20 protein-coding genes are annotated in these 20936 nt (G+C 66.3%); 19 read left to right on the top strand and 1 reads right to left on the bottom strand.

From position 1 onward, the window contains the following. The first annotated feature begins 31 nt into the window (after window positions 1-31). From ACX80O_RS13435 to ACX80O_RS13380, 12 genes are all read left to right on the top strand, one after another. Window positions 32-406, top strand: coding sequence for a DUF948 domain-containing protein (locus tag ACX80O_RS13435; protein WP_459333738.1), 375 nt, complete (start codon window positions 32-34; stop codon window positions 404-406). Window positions 407-413: 7 nt separating this feature from the next. Continuing rightward, entirely contained in the window at window positions 414-671 is a 258-nt protein-coding gene (locus tag ACX80O_RS13430; RefSeq protein WP_459307238.1) for a DUF6167 family protein, read from the top strand. 99 nt (window positions 672-770) lie between these two features. Next, a complete protein-coding gene (gene alaS, locus ACX80O_RS13425; protein WP_459333737.1) occupies window positions 771-3449 on the top strand; it encodes an alanine--tRNA ligase in 2679 nt (892 codons plus the stop codon). A gap of 18 nt (window positions 3450-3467) precedes the next feature. Further along, the gene (gene ruvX / locus ACX80O_RS13420; RefSeq protein ID WP_459307240.1) at window positions 3468-4064 is read left to right on the top strand and encodes a Holliday junction resolvase RuvX; all 597 of its coding nucleotides are present in this window, start codon (window positions 3468-3470) and stop codon (window positions 4062-4064) included. Then, on the top strand, window positions 4061-5299 hold the full coding sequence (gene mltG, locus ACX80O_RS13415) for an endolytic transglycosylase MltG (protein ID WP_459333736.1): 1239 nt from the start codon (window positions 4061-4063) through the stop codon (window positions 5297-5299). The genes ruvX and mltG overlap by 4 nt, the downstream gene beginning before the upstream one ends. Beyond that, on the top strand, window positions 5300-6211 hold the full coding sequence (locus tag ACX80O_RS13410) for a shikimate dehydrogenase (RefSeq protein WP_459333735.1): 912 nt from the start codon (window positions 5300-5302) through the stop codon (window positions 6209-6211). 32 nt (window positions 6212-6243) lie between these two features. Further along, window positions 6244-7443, top strand: a complete 1200-nt coding sequence (aroC, locus tag ACX80O_RS13405; protein WP_459307243.1) for a chorismate synthase — start codon at window positions 6244-6246, stop codon at window positions 7441-7443. Window positions 7444-7484: 41 nt separating this feature from the next. Further along, window positions 7485-7994, top strand: a complete 510-nt coding sequence (locus ACX80O_RS13400; protein ID WP_459307244.1) for a shikimate kinase — start codon at window positions 7485-7487, stop codon at window positions 7992-7994. Beyond that, a complete protein-coding gene (gene aroB, locus ACX80O_RS13395) occupies window positions 7984-9093 on the top strand; it encodes a 3-dehydroquinate synthase (protein ID WP_459307245.1) in 1110 nt (369 codons plus the stop codon). Before ACX80O_RS13400 ends, aroB begins: the two co-directional genes overlap by 11 nt. A gap of 127 nt (window positions 9094-9220) precedes the next feature. After that, window positions 9221-9784, top strand: coding sequence for an elongation factor P (gene efp / locus ACX80O_RS13390; RefSeq protein WP_196840554.1), 564 nt, complete (start codon window positions 9221-9223; stop codon window positions 9782-9784). Beyond that, on the top strand, window positions 9781-10191 hold the full coding sequence (gene nusB / locus ACX80O_RS13385) for a transcription antitermination factor NusB (RefSeq protein WP_459259248.1): 411 nt from the start codon (window positions 9781-9783) through the stop codon (window positions 10189-10191). Before efp ends, nusB begins: the two co-directional genes overlap by 4 nt. A 113-nt stretch (window positions 10192-10304) precedes the next feature. Next, window positions 10305-10667, top strand: a complete 363-nt coding sequence (locus ACX80O_RS13380; RefSeq protein ID WP_459307246.1) for a nuclear transport factor 2 family protein — start codon at window positions 10305-10307, stop codon at window positions 10665-10667. A gap of 46 nt (window positions 10668-10713) precedes the next feature. Here the strand turns inward: ACX80O_RS13380 and ACX80O_RS13375 are convergent, their stop codons facing one another. Continuing rightward, window positions 10714-11904, bottom strand: coding sequence for a PrsW family intramembrane metalloprotease (locus ACX80O_RS13375; protein ID WP_459333734.1), 1191 nt, complete (start codon window positions 11902-11904; stop codon window positions 10714-10716). 116 nt (window positions 11905-12020) lie between these two features. On the opposite strand from ACX80O_RS13375, the gene pyrR reads away from it, so the two are divergent. From pyrR to pyrF, 7 genes are read left to right on the top strand one after another with little or no spacing between them, the layout of a single operon-like run. Further along, window positions 12021-12620: a bifunctional pyr operon transcriptional regulator/uracil phosphoribosyltransferase PyrR gene (pyrR, locus tag ACX80O_RS13370; protein ID WP_459307274.1), complete on the top strand. Its 600-nt coding sequence runs from the start codon at window positions 12021-12023 to the stop codon at window positions 12618-12620. Then, a complete protein-coding gene (locus tag ACX80O_RS13365) occupies window positions 12617-13627 on the top strand; it encodes an aspartate carbamoyltransferase catalytic subunit (protein ID WP_459333733.1) in 1011 nt (336 codons plus the stop codon). Before pyrR ends, ACX80O_RS13365 begins: the two co-directional genes overlap by 4 nt. Then, a complete protein-coding gene (locus tag ACX80O_RS13360; RefSeq protein ID WP_459333732.1) occupies window positions 13624-14967 on the top strand; it encodes a dihydroorotase in 1344 nt (447 codons plus the stop codon). Before ACX80O_RS13365 ends, ACX80O_RS13360 begins: the two co-directional genes overlap by 4 nt. Next, window positions 14955-15527, top strand: coding sequence for a PH-like domain-containing protein (locus ACX80O_RS13355; RefSeq protein WP_459307250.1), 573 nt, complete (start codon window positions 14955-14957; stop codon window positions 15525-15527). The genes ACX80O_RS13360 and ACX80O_RS13355 overlap by 13 nt, the downstream gene beginning before the upstream one ends. Next, complete coding sequence (gene carA, locus ACX80O_RS13350; protein ID WP_459307251.1) at window positions 15524-16732, top strand: glutamine-hydrolyzing carbamoyl-phosphate synthase small subunit; 1209 nt, start codon at window positions 15524-15526, stop codon at window positions 16730-16732. The genes ACX80O_RS13355 and carA overlap by 4 nt, the downstream gene beginning before the upstream one ends. Beyond that, window positions 16733-20047 (top strand): carbamoyl-phosphate synthase large subunit, encoded by a 3315-nt coding sequence (carB, locus tag ACX80O_RS13345; RefSeq protein ID WP_459333731.1) that lies wholly within the window; start codon window positions 16733-16735, stop codon window positions 20045-20047. Then, window positions 20034-20936: an orotidine-5'-phosphate decarboxylase gene (gene pyrF / locus ACX80O_RS13340; protein ID WP_459333730.1), complete on the top strand. Its 903-nt coding sequence runs from the start codon at window positions 20034-20036 to the stop codon at window positions 20934-20936. The genes carB and pyrF overlap by 14 nt, the downstream gene beginning before the upstream one ends.

Below are 20936 nucleotides of genomic sequence, written 5' to 3'. Positions count from 1 at the left end.
GGCCTACCTGATTCAAAAGGAGACACGATCCATGTCTGGTGGAGATATCGCCGGCCTCATCGCAGCCGGTGTGTTTGCGGTGCTGGTAGCACTGCTCGCTGTGCCGGTGTGGAAGCTCGGTAAGGTTTTTGACGAACTGCGGACCACCATCAGGAGCCTCAGCAACGAGGCCACGCCCCTGATCGAAGAGGTGACGAGCACTGTTACCACCACGCATCAGCAGCTGAAGAATGTTGATGGAATCACGTCCAACGTCTCCGACGCGACAGCCAACCTCTCCGCCCTGTCCTCACTGGTCGCCGCCACCGTCGGTGCGCCGCTGATCAAGGTGGCGGCGTTCTCCTATGGGGTTCGTACCGCCCTGGCCGGTCGAAGCAAGCCCGCCCCCCGCCGTCGCAGCCGTTGAGGAAGCCATGAAAAATACAATGATTATGCGAGTTATCTGGATGGGCGCTGGTGTCGCTATCGGTGTAATCGCCGTGCGCAAGCTGTCTTCGGTTGCCGACAGCTACGGACCAGCCGGGCTGAACCGAGCGATGGGCGAGGTCACGGACGGTATCGCCCATTTCGCCGACACCCTGCGCTCCGGAATGCAGGAGCGCGAGTCGGACCTCCGCGCGGCCCTCGGTATCGACCCAGCCGCCACCCGTCCCGACCGGGTCAGCCAGTAACCCGCCCGCTGGCTCCTCAGCCGGCCCTGCACTGCGGATCCAGTGAGACGCTATCCACGGGATCCCTCACTGAACAGATCGTAAGGACTGATAGCTTCCATGAAATCCCATGAGATCGCACGCCGCTGGCTCGCCTATTTCGAAGGTAAGGGGCACACGGTTGTGCCGTCGGCGTCCCTGGTGTCGACCGACCCGTCCCTGTTGTTCAACATCGCCGGCATGGTTCCTTTCATCCCGTATCTGACGGCCCGCGAGAAGGCGCCGTTTGATCGAGCCACCAGCATCCAGAAATGCATCAGGACCGGAGACATTGAGGAGGTCGGCAAAACGGCCCGCCACGGCACGTTCTTCCAGATGTGCGGCAACTTTTCCTTCGGTGACTACTTCAAGGAAGGCGCCATTCCGATGGCGTGGGAACTCCTGACCTCGTCCCTCGACGACGGCGGTTTCGGGCTTGACCCCGACCGCCTCTGGGTCACCGTCTATAAGGACGACGACGAAGCCCTCGCCATCTGGCGCGACCAGGTGGGCGTTCCGGCCGAGCGGATCCAGAAGCTTGGCGAAGCCGAGAACTACTGGAGTACCGGCCAGCCCGGCCCCGGCGGGCCCTGCTCGGAAATCTTCTACGACCGGGGACCCGAGTACGGCATTGCTGGCGGACCCGAGACCGACTCGCCCCGATACATTGAAATCTGGAACCTGGTCTTCATGCAGTACCAGCTGTCCGCGGTTCGCAGCAAGGAAGACTTCGATATCGCCGGTGAGCTGCCAGCGAAGAACATTGATACCGGCCTGGGCCTGGAGCGTCTCGCCCTGGTCCTGCAGGGTGTCGAAAACATGTATGAAACCGACCAGGTCCGTCCGGTCCTCGATCGTGCCGCCGAGCTGTCGGGCAAGGCCTATACGAGCGCCGAATCGGACACCGACCCGCACCACACCGACGATGTCCGCATGCGGGTCGTCGCCGACCACATCCGGTCAGCACTGATGCTCATCGCCGACGGCGTCACCCCCTCCAACGAGGGCCGCGGATACGTGCTGCGCCGTCTCATCCGCCGCGCCGTGCGCGCTATGCGCCTGCTCGGCGTCGAACGCGCCTGCCTGCCCGAGCTGCTGCCAGCGTCCCGGGATGCCATGAAGGGCACCTACCCGGAGGTGGAGAAAGACTTCGAGCGGATCAGCCGGATCGCCTACGCCGAGGAGCGCGCGTTCCTGCGCACCATCGCCTCGGGCACCGCGCGCCTGGAGGGAGCGGTCCAGGAATCCAAGGCTGCCGGCCGCCCCCTGTCCGGCGAGGACGCATTCGCCCTGCACGACACGTTCGGGTTCCCCATCGATCTGACCCTCGAAATGGCTGCCGAAGCGGGTCTGGCCGTCGACGCCGGCGGGTTCCGGACACTGATGCTCGAACAGCGTCAGCGTGCGCAGGCCGACGCCCGCGGCAAGAAAGCCGGTCAGGCCGACCTTTCGGTCTTCACTGAGCTGCTGGCCAGCGGCCAGACCGTCTTCACCGGGTATGACGAGCTCACGACCGAGTCGCTCGTCGTGGCGATAGTGAGTGGCGGCGTGGCCGTGCCCGTAGCCTCCCAGGGCGAAGAAATCGACCTCCTCCTCGACCAGACGCCGTTCTACGCGGAAGCCGGTGGCCAGGCCGCCGACGTCGGACTGATCACCGGCAACGGTTTCGTCGTCGAGGTGCTTGATGTCCAGCGCCCCGTCAAAGGGTTGAGCGTCCACCGCGCCGTCGTCAGGGAGGGCGAGCTGTCGGTTGGCGCTCCGGTCGTGGCAGCTGTGGACCGGCAGCGTCGCCACGCGGGGGAGCAGGCCCACTCGGGTACCCACATTGTGCATGCCGCACTGCATCAGATCCTCGGCCCCGAGGCGCTGCAGCGCGGCTCCTTCAACAAGGCCGGCTACCTGCGGTTCGACTTTTCCTGGGGCGAGGGCATCAGCGCGGGCGCCAGATCGGAGATCGAAGAGGTCTCCAATATCGCCATCCGCAACAACCACACGGTGGAAACCAGGTTGATGAAGCTCGACGAGGCGAAAGCCCTCGGCGCGACGGCCCTGTTCGGTGAAGCCTACGGCGACACCGTCAGGGTGGTCGAGATCGACGGCGACTGGTCACGCGAACTCTGCGGCGGCACCCACGTCGGGTCGACGTCGCTGATCGGTTCCCTCACCCTGCTCGGCGAACAGTCGGTGGGCTCAGGCAACCGCCGGGTCGAGGCCCTGGTCGGCATGGATGCGTTCCGTCATCTTGCGGCCGAGCGCGCACTGGTCACCGAGCTGTCCGATCTGCTCAAGGTGCCGTCAGTGCAGCTCCCGGAACGCGTGGCAGCCACCCTGGCCAGACTCAAGGCCGCCGAAAAGGAACTCGAGCGGCTCCGCAAGGAGGCCCTGAGCGCCTCGGCTGCCGCGCTTACGGGCAGCACCGTCGACGTCGACGGTGTCCGCCTCCTCGCCCACGACGCCGGAACAATCGGCGGTGCCGATGACCTGCGGACCCTGGCACTGGATCTGAGGAACCGGCTCGGATCGGGTGCCGCTGTGGTGGCAACCGCCGGGGTAAGCAACGCCCGGCCCATGGTGCTGGTGGCGACCAATGAGGAAGCCCGCGCGGCCGGAGTGAAGGCTGGCGCCCTGGTGCGGGTAGCCGCTGGGATTCTCGGCGGCGGCGGCGGCGGCAAGGACGACGTCGCCCAGGGCGGCGGTTCCGATCCCACCCAGGTGGGCGCCGCCCTGACGGCCATCCGGGCCGCTGTCGCGTCCCGCTGACCGGTATCCGAGGCGTCAATGACCGACCACCCAGGCACTCCCACCGAAGGCTACCCCCGCGGCGTCAAGCTTGGCGTCGACGTCGGAATGGTCAGGGTGGGGGTGGCCAGCAGCGACAGCGGATCCCTGATCGCCACCCCGGTGCGGACCATGAAACGGGACCTGAAGAAGAAGTCTGACCTCAATATCCTGGTCCGGGAGATTACCGAGCGCGCAGCGGTCCAGGTTTTTGTCGGTCTGCCACGGAACCTCAGCGGAACCGAGTCGGCGTCGACCGAGATGGCGCGGGGGTATGCGCTGGAGCTCGCGAATGCCATTGAACGGGCCGGTCTACCCGTCAGCGTCCGGCTCATCGACGAGCGTCTGAGCACAGTGTCAGCGCACAGGTCTTTGCGTCAAGCTGGCTTGAATACCCGCAACCATCGTAAGGTGGTAGATCAGGTGGCAGCTGTGGAAATCCTCCAGCACGCCATCGACATGCAACGGTCACAGCTGCGGGATGTGGGGGATCCCGTCGCAGCACGACAGCGGACCTCCTCACCAGGGGATCCGCTGACCCTTACCAAGGAGCCAGACATTACGGAGAACAGCCGCGAAAGGAACCTGGAACTGTGAGCCATCACCACCCCCAGTTCCCGGCCGCCGACAGCGAACCTGGTCGTCACGCCGACGATGGTCAGCACGACGACGTGGCGGACGGTCCTCACGACGACGCAGTCCAGCCGGTGGAGCAGTTCTTCGAACCGCGGTCCAGTCAGGGGCGCAGCCGCCGCCCCTCCAAGGCCAAACAGCGACGCCGCCGACGCCGTACTGTGGTCATGCTGGTGGTTGTCCTCGCGTTCATCGGCGTGGTTGTCGCCGTGTCCCTCATGCTGCGTGACCTGCTCGGTCTTGACGACATCACCGACTACGCAGGACCCGGTGAGGGCAGCGTGGTCTTCACAGTTCCCGAGGGTGCCGGTCCGTTGGCTATCGGCACGGGCCTCGAAACGGAAGACATTGTCGCTGACGGGTCTGAATTTGTTGCGGCGCTGCAACAGGTGGCAGACGGTCGTGAGGTGCAGCCCGGCGAGTATGAGCTGAGCTACCAGATGTCCTCCGAGGGCGCCGCCCTCGCGCTACTCGACGTCGAATCGAATCAGGTGAACTACGCCGCCGTCGCGCAGGGTCTTCGTCAAGGCGAAACCCTGGACATTCTGGCTGAATCGACAGCCATTCCCCGTGAAGAATTCGATGAGCTGGCCGCGGCACCCGCCCAGTTCGGTCTGCCCGACGACGCAACGAGCCTTGAGGGCTACCTCGCCCCCGGGGAGTACAGGTTCGACGTCGACGCGACGCCGGCCGAGATGATCCAGATCATGGTTGATGCCTCGTTTGCCCTGCTGGCGGAAGCCGGGGTCACCGAACCAGCGGAGCAGTTCGACATCCTCACCATCGGCAGCATCATCGAAGCCGAGGCGGGTGAAGCCGACTACGCTGCGGTGTCGGGTGCCATCGAGAACCGGTTGCAGGAAGACAACACCGAGACGAACGGGCTCATCCAGTCCGACGCGACTGTCACATATGGCCTGGACCGGCGGAGTTTCGACTTCACCGAAGAGGAACGGGCCGATGAATCCAACCCGTACAACACGTTCGCCAACCCGGGGCTGCCGGTCGGACCGATCGGGTCCCCGGGAGCCGAGGCGATCGCTGCGGCGGTCAACCCCGCCGACGTGCCCTTCTACTACTGGGTCACGGTTGACCTCGACACGGGCGAAACGAAGTTCTCCGAGACGCTCGCCGAACATGCTGTCTACGTTGCCGAATATCAGGCCTGGTGCTCCGACAACCCCGGCAGGTGCAGCTAGGTGCTCCCGTCGGCGCACTCCGCCGCCGGCACCCCTGAGGGCACCCGCCAGCGGCGGGCCGCAGTGATCGGGAGCCCCATCGGGCACTCCCGATCACCCGCTCTGCACCGCGCAGCCTACGCCTCCCTGGGCTTCGACTGCAGCTACGACGCCATCGAGGTGCTGCCGCCGGACCTGGCGTCATTCGTCGATCAGTTCCGCGCCGACGAGCTCTGGTGCGGCCTGTCGGTCACCATGCCGCACAAGGCGGCAATGGTTCCCCTCGTGGACCGGTTGAGCGGACCAGCCACGGTGCTCAACGTCCTGAACACCGTGACAGCCGACGGCGCCGGCCCGGAGCGTGTGCTGACCGGCCACAACACCGACGTCGCAGGCATCGTCGGCGCCCTCAGGTACGGCGGAGTAGTCCACCCGCCCCGCTCGGCGGTCATCCTGGGCGGCGGGGGAACTGCTGCAGCGTCGCTGGCGGCACTGCAGCAACTTGGCGCGGGCCAGACCACTGTCGTCGTCCGCTCACTGGAACGGGCCGCCCCCCTGCAAGCCCTGGGGCGGACCCTGAACCTCAGCGTCGAGCTCCGCGAATGGAGCGGTGCACTCGACAGCGTCCGGAACGCCGACGTCGTCATCTCGACGCTCCCCCCGCACGGAGCCGACGACCTCGCCGGAAAACTCCTCAGTACACCCCAGGCACCGGCGACGATGCCGCCGGTACTGCTCGACGCCGCCTACGTTCCCTGGCCGAGTTCCCTCGCCAGCGCCTGGCACTCCCATGGAGGTGTCATCGTTCCGGGTCTGGAAATGCTCATCTACCAGGCGGTGGAGCAGGTCAGACTGTTCTCGGGAGCCGCTTTCACCGGTGATGCAACGGTCCTAAAAGTCATGTGTGACGCAGTCGGGGCTCCCGCGCGCTGAAACAGTACAGTTACCGTGGCAGGATTGGAAGCATGTTGCGTTGGTTAACTGCCGGAGAATCCCACGGACCGGCACTGGTGGGAATTATTGAAGGAATGCCTGCAGGCGTGGAGATCACGAGCAGTGACATCCAGGCGGCACTGGCCCGCAGGCGGCTCGGCTACGGTCGGGGTGCCCGGATGAAATTCGAGCAGGACCAGGTCAGCATCATCGGAGGCGTCCGTCACGGGATCACCCAGGGCGGACCTGTCGCCGTCCAGGTGGGCAACACCGAATGGCCCAAGTGGGACCAGATTATGTCAGCCGACCCGGTGGATCCCTCCGATCTGGCCGCGCTGGCCCGGAACTCGCCGCTCACCCGCCCGCGGCCGGGCCACGCCGACTTCACCGGAATGCAGAAGTACGGGTTCGACGAGGCACGGCCGGTCCTCGAACGTGCCAGCGCCCGGGAAACAGCCGCGCGGGTTGCCCTGGGGGAAGTAGCCGCACGGTTCCTCTCGGCACTTGGCATCAGCCTCGTCAGTCACACGGTGGCCGTCGGCTCGGTTGCGGTTCCCGAAGGCTCGGAGCTGCCCCGCCCCACCGATGTGCTCGCGCTCGACCAGGATCCGTTGCGCTGCTTTGACCGGGAAACCTCCCTGGCTATGGTGTCCGAGGTGGATGCCGCCCACAAGGAGGGCGAAACCCTCGGCGGTGTGGTTGAGGTAGTGGTCTATGGACTGCCACCGGGCCTGGGAAGTTACGTGCACTGGGACCGGCGGCTCGATTCCCGGCTCGCTGCTGCGCTGATGGGCATCCAGGCCATCAAAGGCGTCGAGGTCGGCGATGGGTTCCTCACCGCGGCGCGGCGAGGGTCCAAAGCCCACGACGAGATGGTGCGCGGCGACTCGGGCATGATCGAACGCACCAGCAACCGCGCCGGCGGTATCGAGGGGGGTATGAGTATCGGCGACACCCTCCGGGTGCGCGCCGCCATGAAGCCGATCGCTACCGTCCCACGGGCACTGCGCACCATCGATGTCAGCACCGGGGACGCGGCCCGCGCCCACCACCAGCGCTCCGACGTGTGTGCCGTCCCAGCGGCGGGCGTGGTCGCTGAGGCGATGGTAGCCCTCGTGATCGCCGAAGCGGTGACCGAAAAGTTTGGCGGGGACTCGGTCCAGGAGACCTCACGCAACCTCGAATCCTACCTGACGGCCATCCCAACATCGCTGAATTCGGCCGGGAACTGATGCCCTCACCCGCCGTCGGGCCGGTGGTTTTTATCGGACTGATGGCTACCGGCAAATCAGCTGTCGGTGCCAGCCTCGCCGCGCGCCTCGGCTGGACCTTCGTGGACACCGACCAGCTCATCGTCCGGCGGCACGGGCGGATCAGCATGATCTTCGCTCGGCAGGGTGAGCCGGCGTTCAGAGCGCTTGAGGCACGCGTCGTCGCTGAGGTGCTCGGGGGCGCCCCCGCCAACCAGGTGGTCTCGCTGGGCGGCGGCGCCGTCCTCGACAATGGCACCCGCATCCTACTTGCCGGCGCGCGGGTCGTCTTCCTCGACGCTGACCTTGCCACCGTGCGACGCCGGATTACCCGCGACCGGAGCAGGCCACTCCTGGCGGACGACCCGCTCGAAGCCTGGACCCGGATGGATCGGGAACGCCGGCCGATCTACGAGCGCCTGGCCGATCATGTGCTCGACACCCGGGGCCTGAGCATTGATCAGCTCGTCACCGAGCTCACCGAACATCTTCAGCTGAACCAGAACAAAGGAGGGGACAGCCATGGCCAATGAGCCGATAGTCACCAATGAACCGACAACCATCAGAGTTACGGGGACCACCGCCGCCGAGAACTACGAAGTGGTCATCGGCCACGGGCTACTCGAACGGCTCCCTGCTGTCCTGGGCGAGCGGGTGCGACGGGTCCTGGTAATCCACCCGCGGGCGCTCAGGAGCACCGGAGACACGGTGCGCGCCGAGTTGGCCGACGCCGGGTTCACCGCTGTGACAGCAGAGATTCCCGACGCCGAAGAGGGCAAGCACATTCAGGTGGCGGCCTTCTGCTGGCAGGTTCTGGGGCAGAACGACTTCACCCGGTCCGACGCCGTCGTCGCGGTGGGTGGGGGAGCGGTCACCGACCTGGCCGGCTTCGTCGCTGCCACCTGGCTGCGTGGCGTCAAGGTGGTGCACCTTCCCACGAGCCTGCTCGGCATGGTGGACGCCGCCGTCGGGGGGAAGACCGGCATCAACACGGCCGAGGGCAAAAACCTGGTCGGAGCGTTTCACCCGCCGGCAGCCGTCCTGGCGGATCTCGACGCCCTGGCGACACTGCCGCGCAACGAGCTGCTCACCGGCATGGCCGAGGTGGTCAAATGCGGCTTCATCGCCGATCCGCGCATTCTGGAGCTGATCGAGGCTGATCCCGCGGCGGTGTCCGACGCCGGTTCCGCGACGGTCCGCGAACTCATCGAACGCGCCGTCGCGGTGAAGGCCGAGTTCGTATCGGAGGACCTTAGGGATCAGGGTCGCCGGGAATTCCTCAACTACGGGCACACCCTGGGCCATTCGATCGAACTGGCTGAACGCTACTCGTGGCGGCACGGCGCTGCCGTGTCGGTAGGGTTGGTTTTCGCTGCCGAGCTCTCCCGCATGGTCGGCCGGCTCAGCGACGAGACAGCCGACCGCCACCGCAGCGTTCTTGAGCTCCTCGAACTGCCGGTAACCTATCGCCGGGACCGGTGGGCGGCACTGCTGGACGGGATGCGCCGGGACAAGAAGTCACGCGGTGACCTCCTGCGGTTCGTGGTGCTCGACGACGTCGCCCGCCCCGGGATGCTCGAGGTGCCCGACACCTCACTGCTGTTTGCCGCCTACCAGGAGATTGCCTCCTGATTACCGCACCGCACCCGGAGTCCACACCACACAAGGTAGAATGGGCTCTGGACTTTTCCCACCTCACCGCATGTGGCCTCCGGATACTCCTGCCCGGACGCCGATGTGTTAACACGAAAGAGACCCTGTGGCTACCACAAACGACATCAAAAACGGCACGGTGCTCAAGCTCGAAGGCAACTTGTGGAACGTTCTCGAGTTCCAGCACGTCAAGCCGGGCAAGGGTGGTGCCTTTGTCCGCACCAAGCTGCGCAACATCCTGTCGGGCAAGGTAGTCGACAAGACGTTCAACGCCGGGTTGAAGATCGAGACCGCCACAGTGGACCGCCGTGACTACCAGTACCTGTACAAAGACGGAGAAGACTTCGTTTTCATGGACACCTCGGATTTCGATCAGCTCACCGTTCCCGGCAAGACCGTCGGCCAGGCCGAGAACTTCATGCTCGAGAGCCTCATGGTCACGATCGCCATGCACGAGGGATCGGCCCTCTACGTTGAGCTGCCGCCGTCGGTGGTTCTTGAGGTGACCTACACCGAGCCCGGCCTGCAGGGCGACCGCTCCACCGGTGGCACCAAGCCAGCCACCGTCGAAACCGGCTACGACATCCAGGTCCCGCTGTTCCTGGAGACCGGCACCAAGGTCAAGGTCGACACCCGAACCGGCGATTACTTGGGACGCGTCAACGAGTGAGTGCCCGCAGTAAAGCCCGCCGCAGGGCACTGGACATCCTTTTCGAGGCGGAGCAGCGCTCCGTCTCACCGCTCGAGGCGCTCAAAGCCCGGCGGGAGAAGACCGACACGGTGGTGGCCCCCTATTCGGTGGACATCATCGAGGGCGTCATGACCCAGGGCGAGCAGATCGACGAGTTCCTCGGCACCTACTCGCAGGGCTGGACCCTCGACCGGATGCCAGCAGTGGACCGGATGATCCTCCGGGTGGGTGCCTGGGAGTTGCTTTACAACGCGGACGTGCCCGACGGCGTCGCCGTCAGCGAAGCAGTCGAACTCGCCAAAATGCTCTCCACCGACGAATCGCCAGCCTTCGTCAACGGCCTGCTGGGGCGCCTGCAGCAGCTCAAGCCGACCCTACTGGCCTAACAGCACCCCTGCCTCACCCTTCGTCGCCCGGGTCCGCGAATATCACGATAGCCTTGCCCGGAAATCGGTAATAACATTGGTTATTACTGGAATCACTGGCAGGGAGTTATGTGATGAAAACTGAATCTGCATTCGGGGTCGATACGCTCCGTCGCGGCCTTGAGGGTCGCGACGCCACCCTCCTCGCCTCGCTCTACGCGGAGAACGCGGAGCTCACCGAGGTGGACAACGACCACCCACCGGCGCGACCGCGCACCTACCGGGGCAGTGAACAGATCGCGGAGCACCTCCGCGATGTGTGCTCACGGGAGATGACGCACCGGTTGGAAAATCCCGTGGTGAGCGGGAACCAGCTGGCCTACACAGAGGCCTGCCGGTACGACGACGGCACGGACGTCCTGTGTATGGCCACCGCCGATCTGGACAGCGAGGGCAAGATCGTCAGGCAGGTAGCGGTCACAGCCTGGGGCAGCTGAGCTGGATCCGGTGACTGCGCCGGCGACGTGGAGGCCAGGTCCCGTCTCAGCGGCTGGCGTTGCCCGCTGCCGTCGTCAACAGTTCGTGGCGGAGCCGGGTGACGTCAGCCAGCAGTTGCTGCTCCCGCGCGGTGTTGAGCGTGACATCGTGGCTGGCGACGATGCGCTGCCGGGTGAACGCCAGCCGGGTGGCGGACCCGATGAACGCTTTCATGCTGCGCTGCCGGCCGAACCGGCGTGCCCAGCCAAGCGCCTGTGACCGCCCGCCCCTGGTTGCCAGCATGGTGACCTCCTGCGCGGTGAACCAGCCGGCGGCCGCATAGCCGCCGAGACGCTCTTCGGTGAGGCGCCGTTCGGCCCGCCGCAGGGCCACGATGTTTGCCAGTGCGGCGAGAAAAAGGGGCAGCTGGATCAGGAAGTAGAACTCGAAAAAGTCGGTGAACAGCACCAGCAGGCCGCCGTTCCACAACATGTGCCCTGCAATTGCCGGCACCAGCCCCACCAGGAAGGCCGGGAAAATGTGGCGGGTGCCGCTGCGGGCAACCGCCAGCCCCAATATCACGCCCAGCGCGGCGGTAAACATCACATGGGCAAACGGGGAAAACAGACCCCTGATCACGAAGATCGAAACTAGTCCGCCCAGGCCGCCGCCGTCCAGTGCTGCGGCCCCGAAGTACAGAATATTCTCGGTAAACGCGAAGCCCGCTCCGACCATCCCGGCGTAGACAATGCCGTCCACTGGCCCGTCGAAGTGGCTACGCCGGGAGAACACCAGCACCAGGACGCCAAGCCCTTTGGCGATCTCCTCCACTAGGGGTGCCTGCAGCACCGGGCCAATCACATCGGACGGGGTCGACGCCAACGCCAGCGACAGCAACTCTGTGACATAGCTACCGAGGACCAGGGTCGCGACCACCGATATCCCTGCGCCCCACAGAAACGCGAACCAGAGCGCCCCGCGGGGCTCGGGGTCCCAGCGGTCAATCCACAGCAGTCCCGCCACACAGATTGCCAGGGGGATCAGCGCGAGGATGCAGCATACGATGAGGGCTCCGCCGCCAAGGGTGGTGCTGAGGAACCAGGCCAGTGCCACCATGACCAGGGCCGCCACGGCCACGAGGAGCACATTGATCACGCCGGGGCCCTTCCGGACGCTCCGATCCCACAGCGGTGGGACAGGTTGTGGTGATCCCCAGGGGGGCGGCGCCGCCGTCGTCGTCTTTGCCGTCGTTCTCATTCTCACACACTAGATCGTCACAGGGGTGGCTTGTACCCGCTGTGATAGTTTTGACAACGCAACCAACCTTTAAATTCCGTCCTGTGAGGCGGGGAAGGAGGAAGCGTTCAATGACTATGCCTGCACCTCAGCCCGAGAGTGTTGTGTCGCGTGTCGTTCTCGCCGAAGCCGATATTGACCGAGCGCTCACCCGCATCGCCCACGAAATCCTTGAAGCCAACAAGGGCACCACCGATCTGGTGCTGCTGGGCATCCCGCGGCGCGGCTATCCGCTCGCCCAGCGCCTGGCCCGCAAAATTGTCGCAGCCGAATATCAGGCCACCGGATCACAGCTCGACCCGGCTGCCATCGTCGGCCAGCTCGATGTGACAATGTTCCGTGATGACCTCCGCCACCACCCCACCCGGCCGCCCCTGCCAACGCAGCTACCGCCGTCGGGCATCGACAACAAAGTGGTGATTCTGGTCGACGACGTCCTGTATTCCGGGCGAACCATCCGCGCCGCACTCGACGCGCTGGTGGACCTCGGCCGCCCGCGGGCAGTCCGGCTGGCAGTTCTCGTGGACCGCGGTCACCGCGAACTGCCCATCCGCGCCGACCATGTGGGCAAAAATCTCCCCACCTCATCAGCCGAGAAAGTGCGCGTCCAGCTGGCGGAAATCGACGTCGTCGCGGGCCAGCCCATCAACCACGTTGTGATCGAGGGCCCCGCGTGAGGCACCTGCTCTCCACCCGCGACCTGTCCCGCCTGGATGCCATCCGGATCCTCGACGTCGCCGAGGAAATGTCGGCGGTCGGCGAACGGGAAATCAAGAAGCTCCCGGCGCTCCGCGGCCGCACCGTGGTGAACCTCTTCTTCGAGGACTCCACCAGGACCCGGATTTCTTTCGAAGCCGCAGCGAAACGGCTCTCAGCCGACGTCATCACCTTCGCCGTGAAGGGCTCCTCCGTCTCCAAGGGCGAATCGTTGAAAGATACGGCACAGACCCTCGAGGCGATGAGCGCCGATGCGGTGGTGATCAGGCACTGGGCGTCAGGTGCTCCGGCCCGCCTGGCGACGTCGGGCTGGATCGACGCGGCGGTCATCAACGCGGGCGACGGGATGCATGAGCACCCCACCCAGGCGCTGCTCGACGCGTTCACGCTCCGCCGCCATTGGGCGAAGATCTCAGGAGTCCCCTCAGTGGGCTCCGACCTGGCGGGGATGGCGGTGACGCTCGTCGGCGACGTCCTGCATTCCCGGGTAGCCCGTTCCAACCTGTGGCTGCTCGAGACCCTTGGTGCCTCGGTCACCCTGGTGGCTCCGCCCACCCTGGTCCCGGTCGGCGCGGAGCAGTGGCCCTGCCGGATCACTTACGACCTCGACGAGGCGCTGGCTGCAGGCCCGGACGCGGTGATGATGCTGCGGCTTCAGGCCGAACGGATGAACGCCGCCTTCTTCCCCTCCACCCGCGAGTATTCACGGCGCTGGGGGTTCGACGACGCCCGGCTGGCGGCACTCGACACCCACGGCCTGAAGCACACGGTCATCATGCACCCCGGACCGATGAACCGTGGCCTCGAGATCTCGGCCGCAGCAGCCGATTCGCCCCGCTCAACAGTTCTTGCCCAGGTGCGCAACGGAGTCTCCGTGAGGATGGCCGCCCTCTACCTACTGCTCTCCGGCGAGGACGAGCCCCATTCCAGCCCCGCCACCACCCTGACCCAGGAGAACCCACGATGACCGCACCTGCCCCGGCCCGCTATCTCATTCGTGGCGCTGCGCTGCTCGGTCGGGACCGGGCAGACCTGCTCATCGCCGACGGGGTGATCGCCGGCGTCGGTCGGGGACTCTCAGCTGCGGGCGCCACGGTCGTTGACGCCGACGGCCTCGTTGCCCTTCCCGGGCTGGTGGACCTGCACACCCACCTCCGCGAACCGGGGCGCGAGGACGCGGAAACTGTCGAAACCGGGACCCGAGCCGCAGCGCTGGGCGGGTTCACAGCGGTCCACGCCATGGCCAACAGCACCCCCGTGGCCGACACCGCCGGGGTGGTGGAACAGGTTTACAGCCTGGGACGGCGCGCCGGCTGGGTGGAAGTCCGGCCCGTGGGTGCTGTCACAGTTGGCCTCGGCGGGACCCAGCTCGCCGAACTCGGTGCCATGGCCGATTCCCGCGCCGGCGTCAGGGTTTTTTCCGACGATGGGGTGTGCGTCAGCGATCCCGTCCTGATGCGCCGCGCGCTGGAGTACGTCAAGGCGTTCGACGGCGTGATCGCCCAGCACGCCCAGGAACCCCGGCTAACCGAGGGCGCGCAAATGAACGAGGGCGCCGTCTCCGCCGTGCTCGGACTCACCGGCTGGCCCGCCGTCGCCGAGGAAAGCATCGTCGCCCGGGACGTCCTCCTGGCACACCACGTCCAGTCCCGGCTGCACGTCTGCCACGTCTCAACCGCGGGGTCGGTGGACATCATCCGCTGGGCCAAGGCTCGGGGTATCAGGGTCACCGCCGAGGTCACCCCGCACCACCTGCTGCTCACCGACGAACTGGTCCGTAGCTACAACCCGGTCTACAAGGTGAACCCGCCGTTGCGCACCGGCGAAGACGTCCAGGCCCTGCGCGAAGCCCTCGCCGACGGCACCATCGACGTCGTCGGCACCGATCATGCCCCGCACCCCTCCGAGCACAAGGACTGCGAGTGGGCGCAGGCGGCGATGGGCATGACCGGACTGGAAACCGCGCTGTCGGTGGTGCAGCACACCATGATCTCCACCGGGCTGATGGACTGGGTAGGTTTCGCGCGGGTCACCTCCCGCACCCCGGCGGCGATCGGTGGCCTCGACCAGCAGGGCCGCCCCCTCGCCGAGGGTGAGGCAGCCAACGTCATACTCGTCGACCCGGAGGCCCGCTGGGTGGTCGATCCGGATAAAATGGCCACCATGGGCCGCAACAGCCCGTTTGCTGGCATCGAACTACCCGGGGCGGTCCACGCCACATTTTTCAGGGGCCACCCCACGGTGTTGAACGGCCGCCTGAACACACCCCACCCAACTGCAGCTGAGGAATCACCATGGACTGGCTAACGCCCGTCGCCCTCTCACTGGGCACCATCGCCGTCGTCGTCACCCTTGGCGCCTTGGGCTGGCGCGGCCGCCTCTCCCGGCAACGGGACATCTCGGCCCCGCCCGAGGCCCCCGTCACCCTCAGCGAACCGTCGTACGTCGCGAACGGTCAGTACATCGTCACGACGACGGCGGGAGACTGGCTCGATCGCATCGCCGTCCACGGCCTGGGCGTCAAGTCCAATGCCACCGCGACCGTCCATGTGGAAGGGATCCTGATCGTCCGCAGCGGAGCGCGGGACCTCTTTATCAGGCGGACCGACCTCACCAGCGTCAGGCTGGACCGGGGCATGGCCGGCAAATTCGTCGAGAAGGACGGACTGGTGGTCTTCACCTGGGAGCTCAACGGAACCGCCGTCGACACCGGATTCCGGACCCGCCACGCCGACGCCCGTACCGGCCTTCTCCACGCCGCGTCGGACCTCGCCCCACCCGACCCTCGACACGCAGTCGACCCCCGACACGCAGTCGACCCCCGAACCCCGTCACGGACCCAGAACCCCCCGGAGGACATACAGTGACAGATTCCAGCCAGCCCGCCCCAGAGAGCGCCGCAGTCCTGATCCTCGAGGACGGCCGCACCTTCCGCGGCCGCAGCTACGGCGCGCAGGGCACCGCCCTGGGCGAAGCGGTCTTCGCCACCGGGATGACCGGGTACCAGGAGACCATCACCGACCCGTCCTACGCCCGCCAGCTGGTGGTACAGACGGCCCCCCACATCGGCAACACCGGGGTCAACGCCGCCGATGCCGAGTCGCGTCGAATTTGGGTGGCCGGCTACATTGTGCGGGACGCGGCCCGCCGCCCTTCCAACTGGCGATCCGAACAGAGCCTCGACGGTCAGCTCCACGACCAGGGAATCGTTGGCATCCAGGGCGTTGACACCCGGGCAGTCACCCGCCATCTGCGTGAACGCGGCGCCATGAAGGCAGGCATCTTCTCCGGACCGGCCGCCACCGGCTCCGACGCAGAGCTGCTGGCGCAGGTCGCCGGCCAGGAGTCCATGAAGGGTGCGCGCCTCGCCGAGGAGGTCAGCGCGACGGGCCGGTACGTTGTTGAACCGTCGGAGAACGGCTGGGAGGGCGAGCCCCTGTTCACCGTCGCCGCCCTGGACCTGGGAATCAAGTCGATGACCCCCAGGCACTTCGCCCAGCGGGGGGTGCGCACCGTGGTGCTTCCCGCCACGTCGACCTTCGCCGAGGTGGTGCGGGAAGCGCCCGACGGCGTGTTCATGTCCAACGGACCAGGCGATCCGGCAACCGCCGACCCGCAGGTCGCTCTGCTCAGGGAGGTGCTCGACGCGCGGATCCCGTTCTTTGGCATCTGCTTCGGCAACCAGATCCTGGGCCGCGCGCTCGGCTTCGGCACTTACAAGCTCAGGTACGGCCACCGGGGCATCAACCAGCCCGTGCTGGATCGGCGTACCGGGAAGGTGGAAATCACCTCCCAGAACCATGGTTTCGCCGTCGACGCGCCCCTTGATGGTCCCACCCAGGCTCCTGAGGCACGCTTCGGCAGGGTTGAGGTCAGCCATGTGAGCCTGAACGACGACGTCGTCGAGGGCCTGGCCTGCCTCGACCTGCCCGCCTTCTCCGTCCAGTACCACCCGGAGGCTGCCGCGGGCCCCCATGATTCCGCGTACCTGTTTGACCGGTTCATCCAGTTGATGGCCGACACCCGCTCCGATGACCAGCCAGGCAGCGCCGACGATAAGGAAACACACTAGATGCCACGCAGAACCGACCTCAAGAGCGTCATGGTCATTGGCTCCGGTCCGATCGTCATCGGCCAGGCCGCCGAGTTCGACTATTCGGGGACGCAGGCGTTGCGGGTGCTGAAGGAGGAGGGCTTGCGGGTCATCCTGGTGAACTCCAACCCGGCCACCATCATGACGGACCCGGAATTCGCTGACGCCACCTATGTGGAACCCATCACGCCGGAGGTGGTGGCAAAGATCATCGAGAAGGAACGCCCCGACGCGCTCCTGCCGACCCTGGGCGGACAGACCGCCCTCAACACGGCCATTGCACTCGACAAAAATGGAGTGCTCGACAAGTACGGTGTGGAACTGATCGGAGCCAACATCGCAGCCATCGAACTGGGGGAGGACCGCGAGAAGTTCAAGGGCGTGGTAGCCCGTTGCGGCGCCGAATCCGCCAGGTCCACGATCATCCACTCCATTGACGAAGCACTGGACGCCGCCACGGACCTCGGATACCCGATGGTAGTTCGCCCCTCCTTCACCATGGGTGGCCTGGGGTCGGGGCTGGCATACAGCGAGAAGGATCTGCGCCGGATCGTGGGTCAGGGCCTGCAGTACAGCCCCACCACCGAGGTGCTCCTCGAAGAAAGCATTCTCGGCTGGAAAGAGTACGAACTCGAGATGATGCGCGACAGGAACGACAATGTGGTGGTCGTCTGCTCCATCGAGAACCTCGACCCCGTGGGCGTGCACACCGGCGACTCGATCACCGTCGCCCCGGCGATGACCCTCACCGACCGCGAATACCAGCACCTGCGGGACATCTCGATCGCCATCATCCGCGAGGTGGGCGTCGACACCGGCGGCTGCAACATCCAGTTCGCCATCGAGCCCGACACCGGACGCATCGTCGTCATCGAGATGAACCCGCGGGTCTCCCGGTCCTCAGCCCTGGCGTCCAAGGCCACCGGGTTCGCGATCGCGAAGATCGCCACCAAGCTCTCCCTCGGCTACACCCTCGACGAGATCCCAAACGACATCACCCAGAAGACCCCGGCGTCGTTCGAACCTACCCTGGACTACGTGGTGGTCAAGGTGCCCCGGTTTGCCTTCGAGAAGTTCCCGGCGGCTGACCCCACCCTGACCACCACCATGAAGTCGGTGGGTGAAGCGATGGCCATCGGGAGAAACTTCACCGAGGCGCTCCAGAAGGCCCTGCGCTCCCTCGAGCAGAAGGGCTCCCAGCTGTCCTTCGACACCTCCATCGACATCGATGTGCCGGCCCTGATCACCGCCGCTAAACGGCCCACCACCGAGCGGCTCGCCCAGGTCCAGCAGGCACTGCTCGGCGGCGGCACCATCGACGAGCTCTACCAGGCGACGGGCATCGACCCCTGGTACCTCGACCAGCTGGTGCTGCTCAACGAGGTTGCGGCGACGGTCCGGGAGGCGCCGTCCTTGACCGAGGATCTGCTGCGCCTCGCCAAGCGCCACGGCTTCTCCGACGAACAGATCGGCTCGCTCACCCACACTCCTGAGGCGGTGGTGCGCGGGGTCCGCCACGCGCTCGGCGTCCGCCCGGTCTACAAGACCGTCGACACGTGCGCGGCCGAATTCGCCGCCTACACCCCGTACCACTACTCGTCCTACGACGAGGAGGACGAGGTGGGCCAGCACGCCAAACCGTCGATCATCATCCTGGGCTCCGGCCCCAACCGGATCGGGCAGGGCATCGAGTTCGACTACTCCTGCGTGCACGCCTCGATGGCCTTGCGCCAGGCCGGCTACGAAACGGTGATGATCAACTGCAACCCCGAGACCGTCTCCACCGACTACGACATCTCCACCCGGCTGTACTTCGAACCGCTGACCCTCGAGGACGTCCTCGAGGTCATCGCGGCCGAGGAGCGCACCGGCGGCGTGATGGGAGTGTTCGTGCAGCTCGGCGGGCAGACCCCGCTGAAACTGGCGCAAGAACTGGCCGACGCCGGCATCCCCATCCTCGGCACGTCCCCGGAAGCCATCGACCTGGCCGAACATCGGGGGGCGTTCAGCCGGGTCCTCGACACGGCGGGGTTGACAGCACCGAAGAACGGTACGGCAGTCTCGTTTGAGGACTCCAAGAAGATCGCCGACGAGATCGGGTACCCGGTCCTGGTCCGCCCGTCCTATGTTCTGGGTGGACGCGGCATGGAGATTGTCTACGACGAAGCGAACCTTTCCCGCTACATCGCCAACGCCACCGAGATCACCGAGGCTCACCCGGTCCTGATCGATAGGTTCCTGGAAGACGCCATCGAGATCGACGTCGACGCCCTCTACGACGGCACCGACCTGTACCTCGGCGGCATCATGGAACACATCGAGGAGGCCGGGATCCACTCCGGCGACTCGGCCTGCGTCCTGCCGCCGATCACCCTGGGCGCCGACATCCTGCAGCGGGTCAGGGAAGCCACCCTGGCTATCGCCGCAGGGGTGGGGGTCCGGGGACTGATCAACATTCAGTTCGCCCTGGCCTCAGACGTGCTCTACGTCCTGGAAGCCAACCCGCGGGCCTCGCGCACCGTACCGTTCGTCTCCAAAGCCACCGGCGTGCAGCTGGCGAAGGGCGCCGCCCTGATCGGCACCGGGGTGAGTATCGCCGAGCTGCGCGGCGTCCACGGACTGCTGCCGGCAACTGGCGACGGCGGCGACCTGCCCCTCGACGCTCCCGTCTCGGTCAAGGAAGCGGTGCTGCCGTTCAGCAGGTTCCGGACCACCGATGGCACGGTGGTGGATTCCCTGCTCGGCCCGGAAATGCGGTCAACGGGCGAAGTGATGGGGATCGACAAGTATTTCGACACAGCCTTCGCCAAAAGCCAGGCCGCAGCGAACGCGGCGCTCCCCACCGAGGGACGGGTGTTCGTGTCGGTCGCCAACCGGGACAAGCGCTCGATCATCATGCCGGTCAAACGGCTGGTGGATCTCGGCTTCGAGATCCTGTCCACCGGCGGCACCGCCGATGTGCTGCGACGAAACGGCATTCAGGCCACCACGGTGCGCAAGATTGCTGAGGGTACCGGTGACCAGGGCGAGGGGACTGTGGTTGATCTGATCACCGACGGCACCATCGACATGATCATCAACACCCCCTCCGGCGGCCAGGCCCGCGGCGACGGGTACGAAATCCGCGCCGCCGCAACGTCCTACGGTCTGCCGGTGATCACCACCATCCCCGAGTTCGGTGCTGCAGTGCAGGCGATCGAGGCGATGCGGTCCTACGAATGGTCGGTCACCAGTCTCCAGGAGCACGCGGCCAATCTGCGTGCCGCCACCGAAGCCCGCGATGCGGCACGGTAACCCGACGTTCGGAGCACGCCTCGCCGCCCGGATGCAGGCCCGGGGCAACCTGTGCGTCGGGATCGACCCGCACCCTGCGTTGCTCAGCGCCTGGGGGCTGAGCGACGACGCCGACGGGTGTGAGCGGTTCGCCCTGACGGTGTTGGAGGCTGTGGGGGAGACGGCCTGCATCCTCAAACCGCAGGTGGCGTTGTTTGAACGGCACGGCTCTGCCGGGCTGGCTGCGCTGGAACACTTCCTCGCCGCCGCCGCGGATCAGGGGGTACTGACCATCGCCGATGCGAAGCGCGGCGATATTGGCTCCACCATGGCGGCCTACGCGGACGCCTGGCTGCGGGACGGGTCAGCGCTGGCGGCCGATGCCGTGACAGTGAACCCGTATTTGGGATTCGAATCGCTGCGCCCTGCCTTGGATCTCGCGGCCCAGACCGGCCGCGGGGTGTTTGTGCTGGCGCTGACCTCCAACCCTGAGGGCGCTGACATTCAGCTCGCCCGGGTGAGGAGTGGTTGCGCCGGGGCCGGCACGGGGACTGACACCGGGACTGACACCGGATCTACCGTCGGTCACGCCGTCGCACGGGTGATTGCCGACGCCGCTGCGTGGGAGAATCGGGACGCCGTCGGCCTTGGCTCGGTGGGGTTGGTGGTCGGAGCCACAGTGGGGGCAGCGGTGCGGGACGTTGGTCTGGATCTTGGCCAGTTGAACGGGCCGATTCTTGCTCCCGGAATCGGCGCCCAGGGTGCAGGGGGAGCGGAAATCACTGACACCTTTGGTGCTGCGTCGTCCCTGGTACTTGCCAGCGCCAGCCGCAGCATCCTTGCTGCGGGCCCCGATCGCGGCAGGCTGCGGGCGGCCGCCGAACTCGCGCTGGCTGACCTCGGCAATTGA

The organism is Arthrobacter glycogeni, assembly GCF_054511155.1.
Note: the sequence above shows the minus strand (reverse complement) of the source record. Positions and strands in the feature narration are given on the sequence as shown.

Coding starts and splice junctions, on each gene's coding strand:
- aroC (WP_459307243.1), top strand. CDS start 6,244: ATGTTGCGTTGGTTAACTGCCGGAGAATCCCACGGACCGGCACTGGTG.
- carB (WP_459333731.1), top strand. CDS start 16,733: ATGCCACGCAGAACCGACCTCAAGAGCGTCATGGTCATTGGCTCCGGT.
- ACX80O_RS13435 (WP_459333738.1), top strand. CDS start 32: ATGTCTGGTGGAGATATCGCCGGCCTCATCGCAGCCGGTGTGTTTGCG.
- ACX80O_RS13355 (WP_459307250.1), top strand. CDS start 14,955: ATGGACTGGCTAACGCCCGTCGCCCTCTCACTGGGCACCATCGCCGTC.
- ACX80O_RS13360 (WP_459333732.1), top strand. CDS start 13,624: ATGACCGCACCTGCCCCGGCCCGCTATCTCATTCGTGGCGCTGCGCTG.
- ACX80O_RS13380 (WP_459307246.1), top strand. CDS start 10,305: ATGAAAACTGAATCTGCATTCGGGGTCGATACGCTCCGTCGCGGCCTT.
- pyrR (WP_459307274.1), top strand. CDS start 12,021: ATGCCTGCACCTCAGCCCGAGAGTGTTGTGTCGCGTGTCGTTCTCGCC.
- ACX80O_RS13430 (WP_459307238.1), top strand. CDS start 414: ATGAAAAATACAATGATTATGCGAGTTATCTGGATGGGCGCTGGTGTC.
- pyrF (WP_459333730.1), top strand. CDS start 20,034: ATGCGGCACGGTAACCCGACGTTCGGAGCACGCCTCGCCGCCCGGATG.
- alaS (WP_459333737.1), top strand. CDS start 771: ATGAAATCCCATGAGATCGCACGCCGCTGGCTCGCCTATTTCGAAGGT.
- ACX80O_RS13375 (WP_459333734.1), bottom strand. CDS start 11,904: ATGAGAACGACGGCAAAGACGACGACGGCGGCGCCGCCCCCCTGGGGA.
- aroB (WP_459307245.1), top strand. CDS start 7,984: ATGGCCAATGAGCCGATAGTCACCAATGAACCGACAACCATCAGAGTT.
- ruvX (WP_459307240.1), top strand. CDS start 3,468: ATGACCGACCACCCAGGCACTCCCACCGAAGGCTACCCCCGCGGCGTC.
- ACX80O_RS13400 (WP_459307244.1), top strand. CDS start 7,485: ATGGCTACCGGCAAATCAGCTGTCGGTGCCAGCCTCGCCGCGCGCCTC.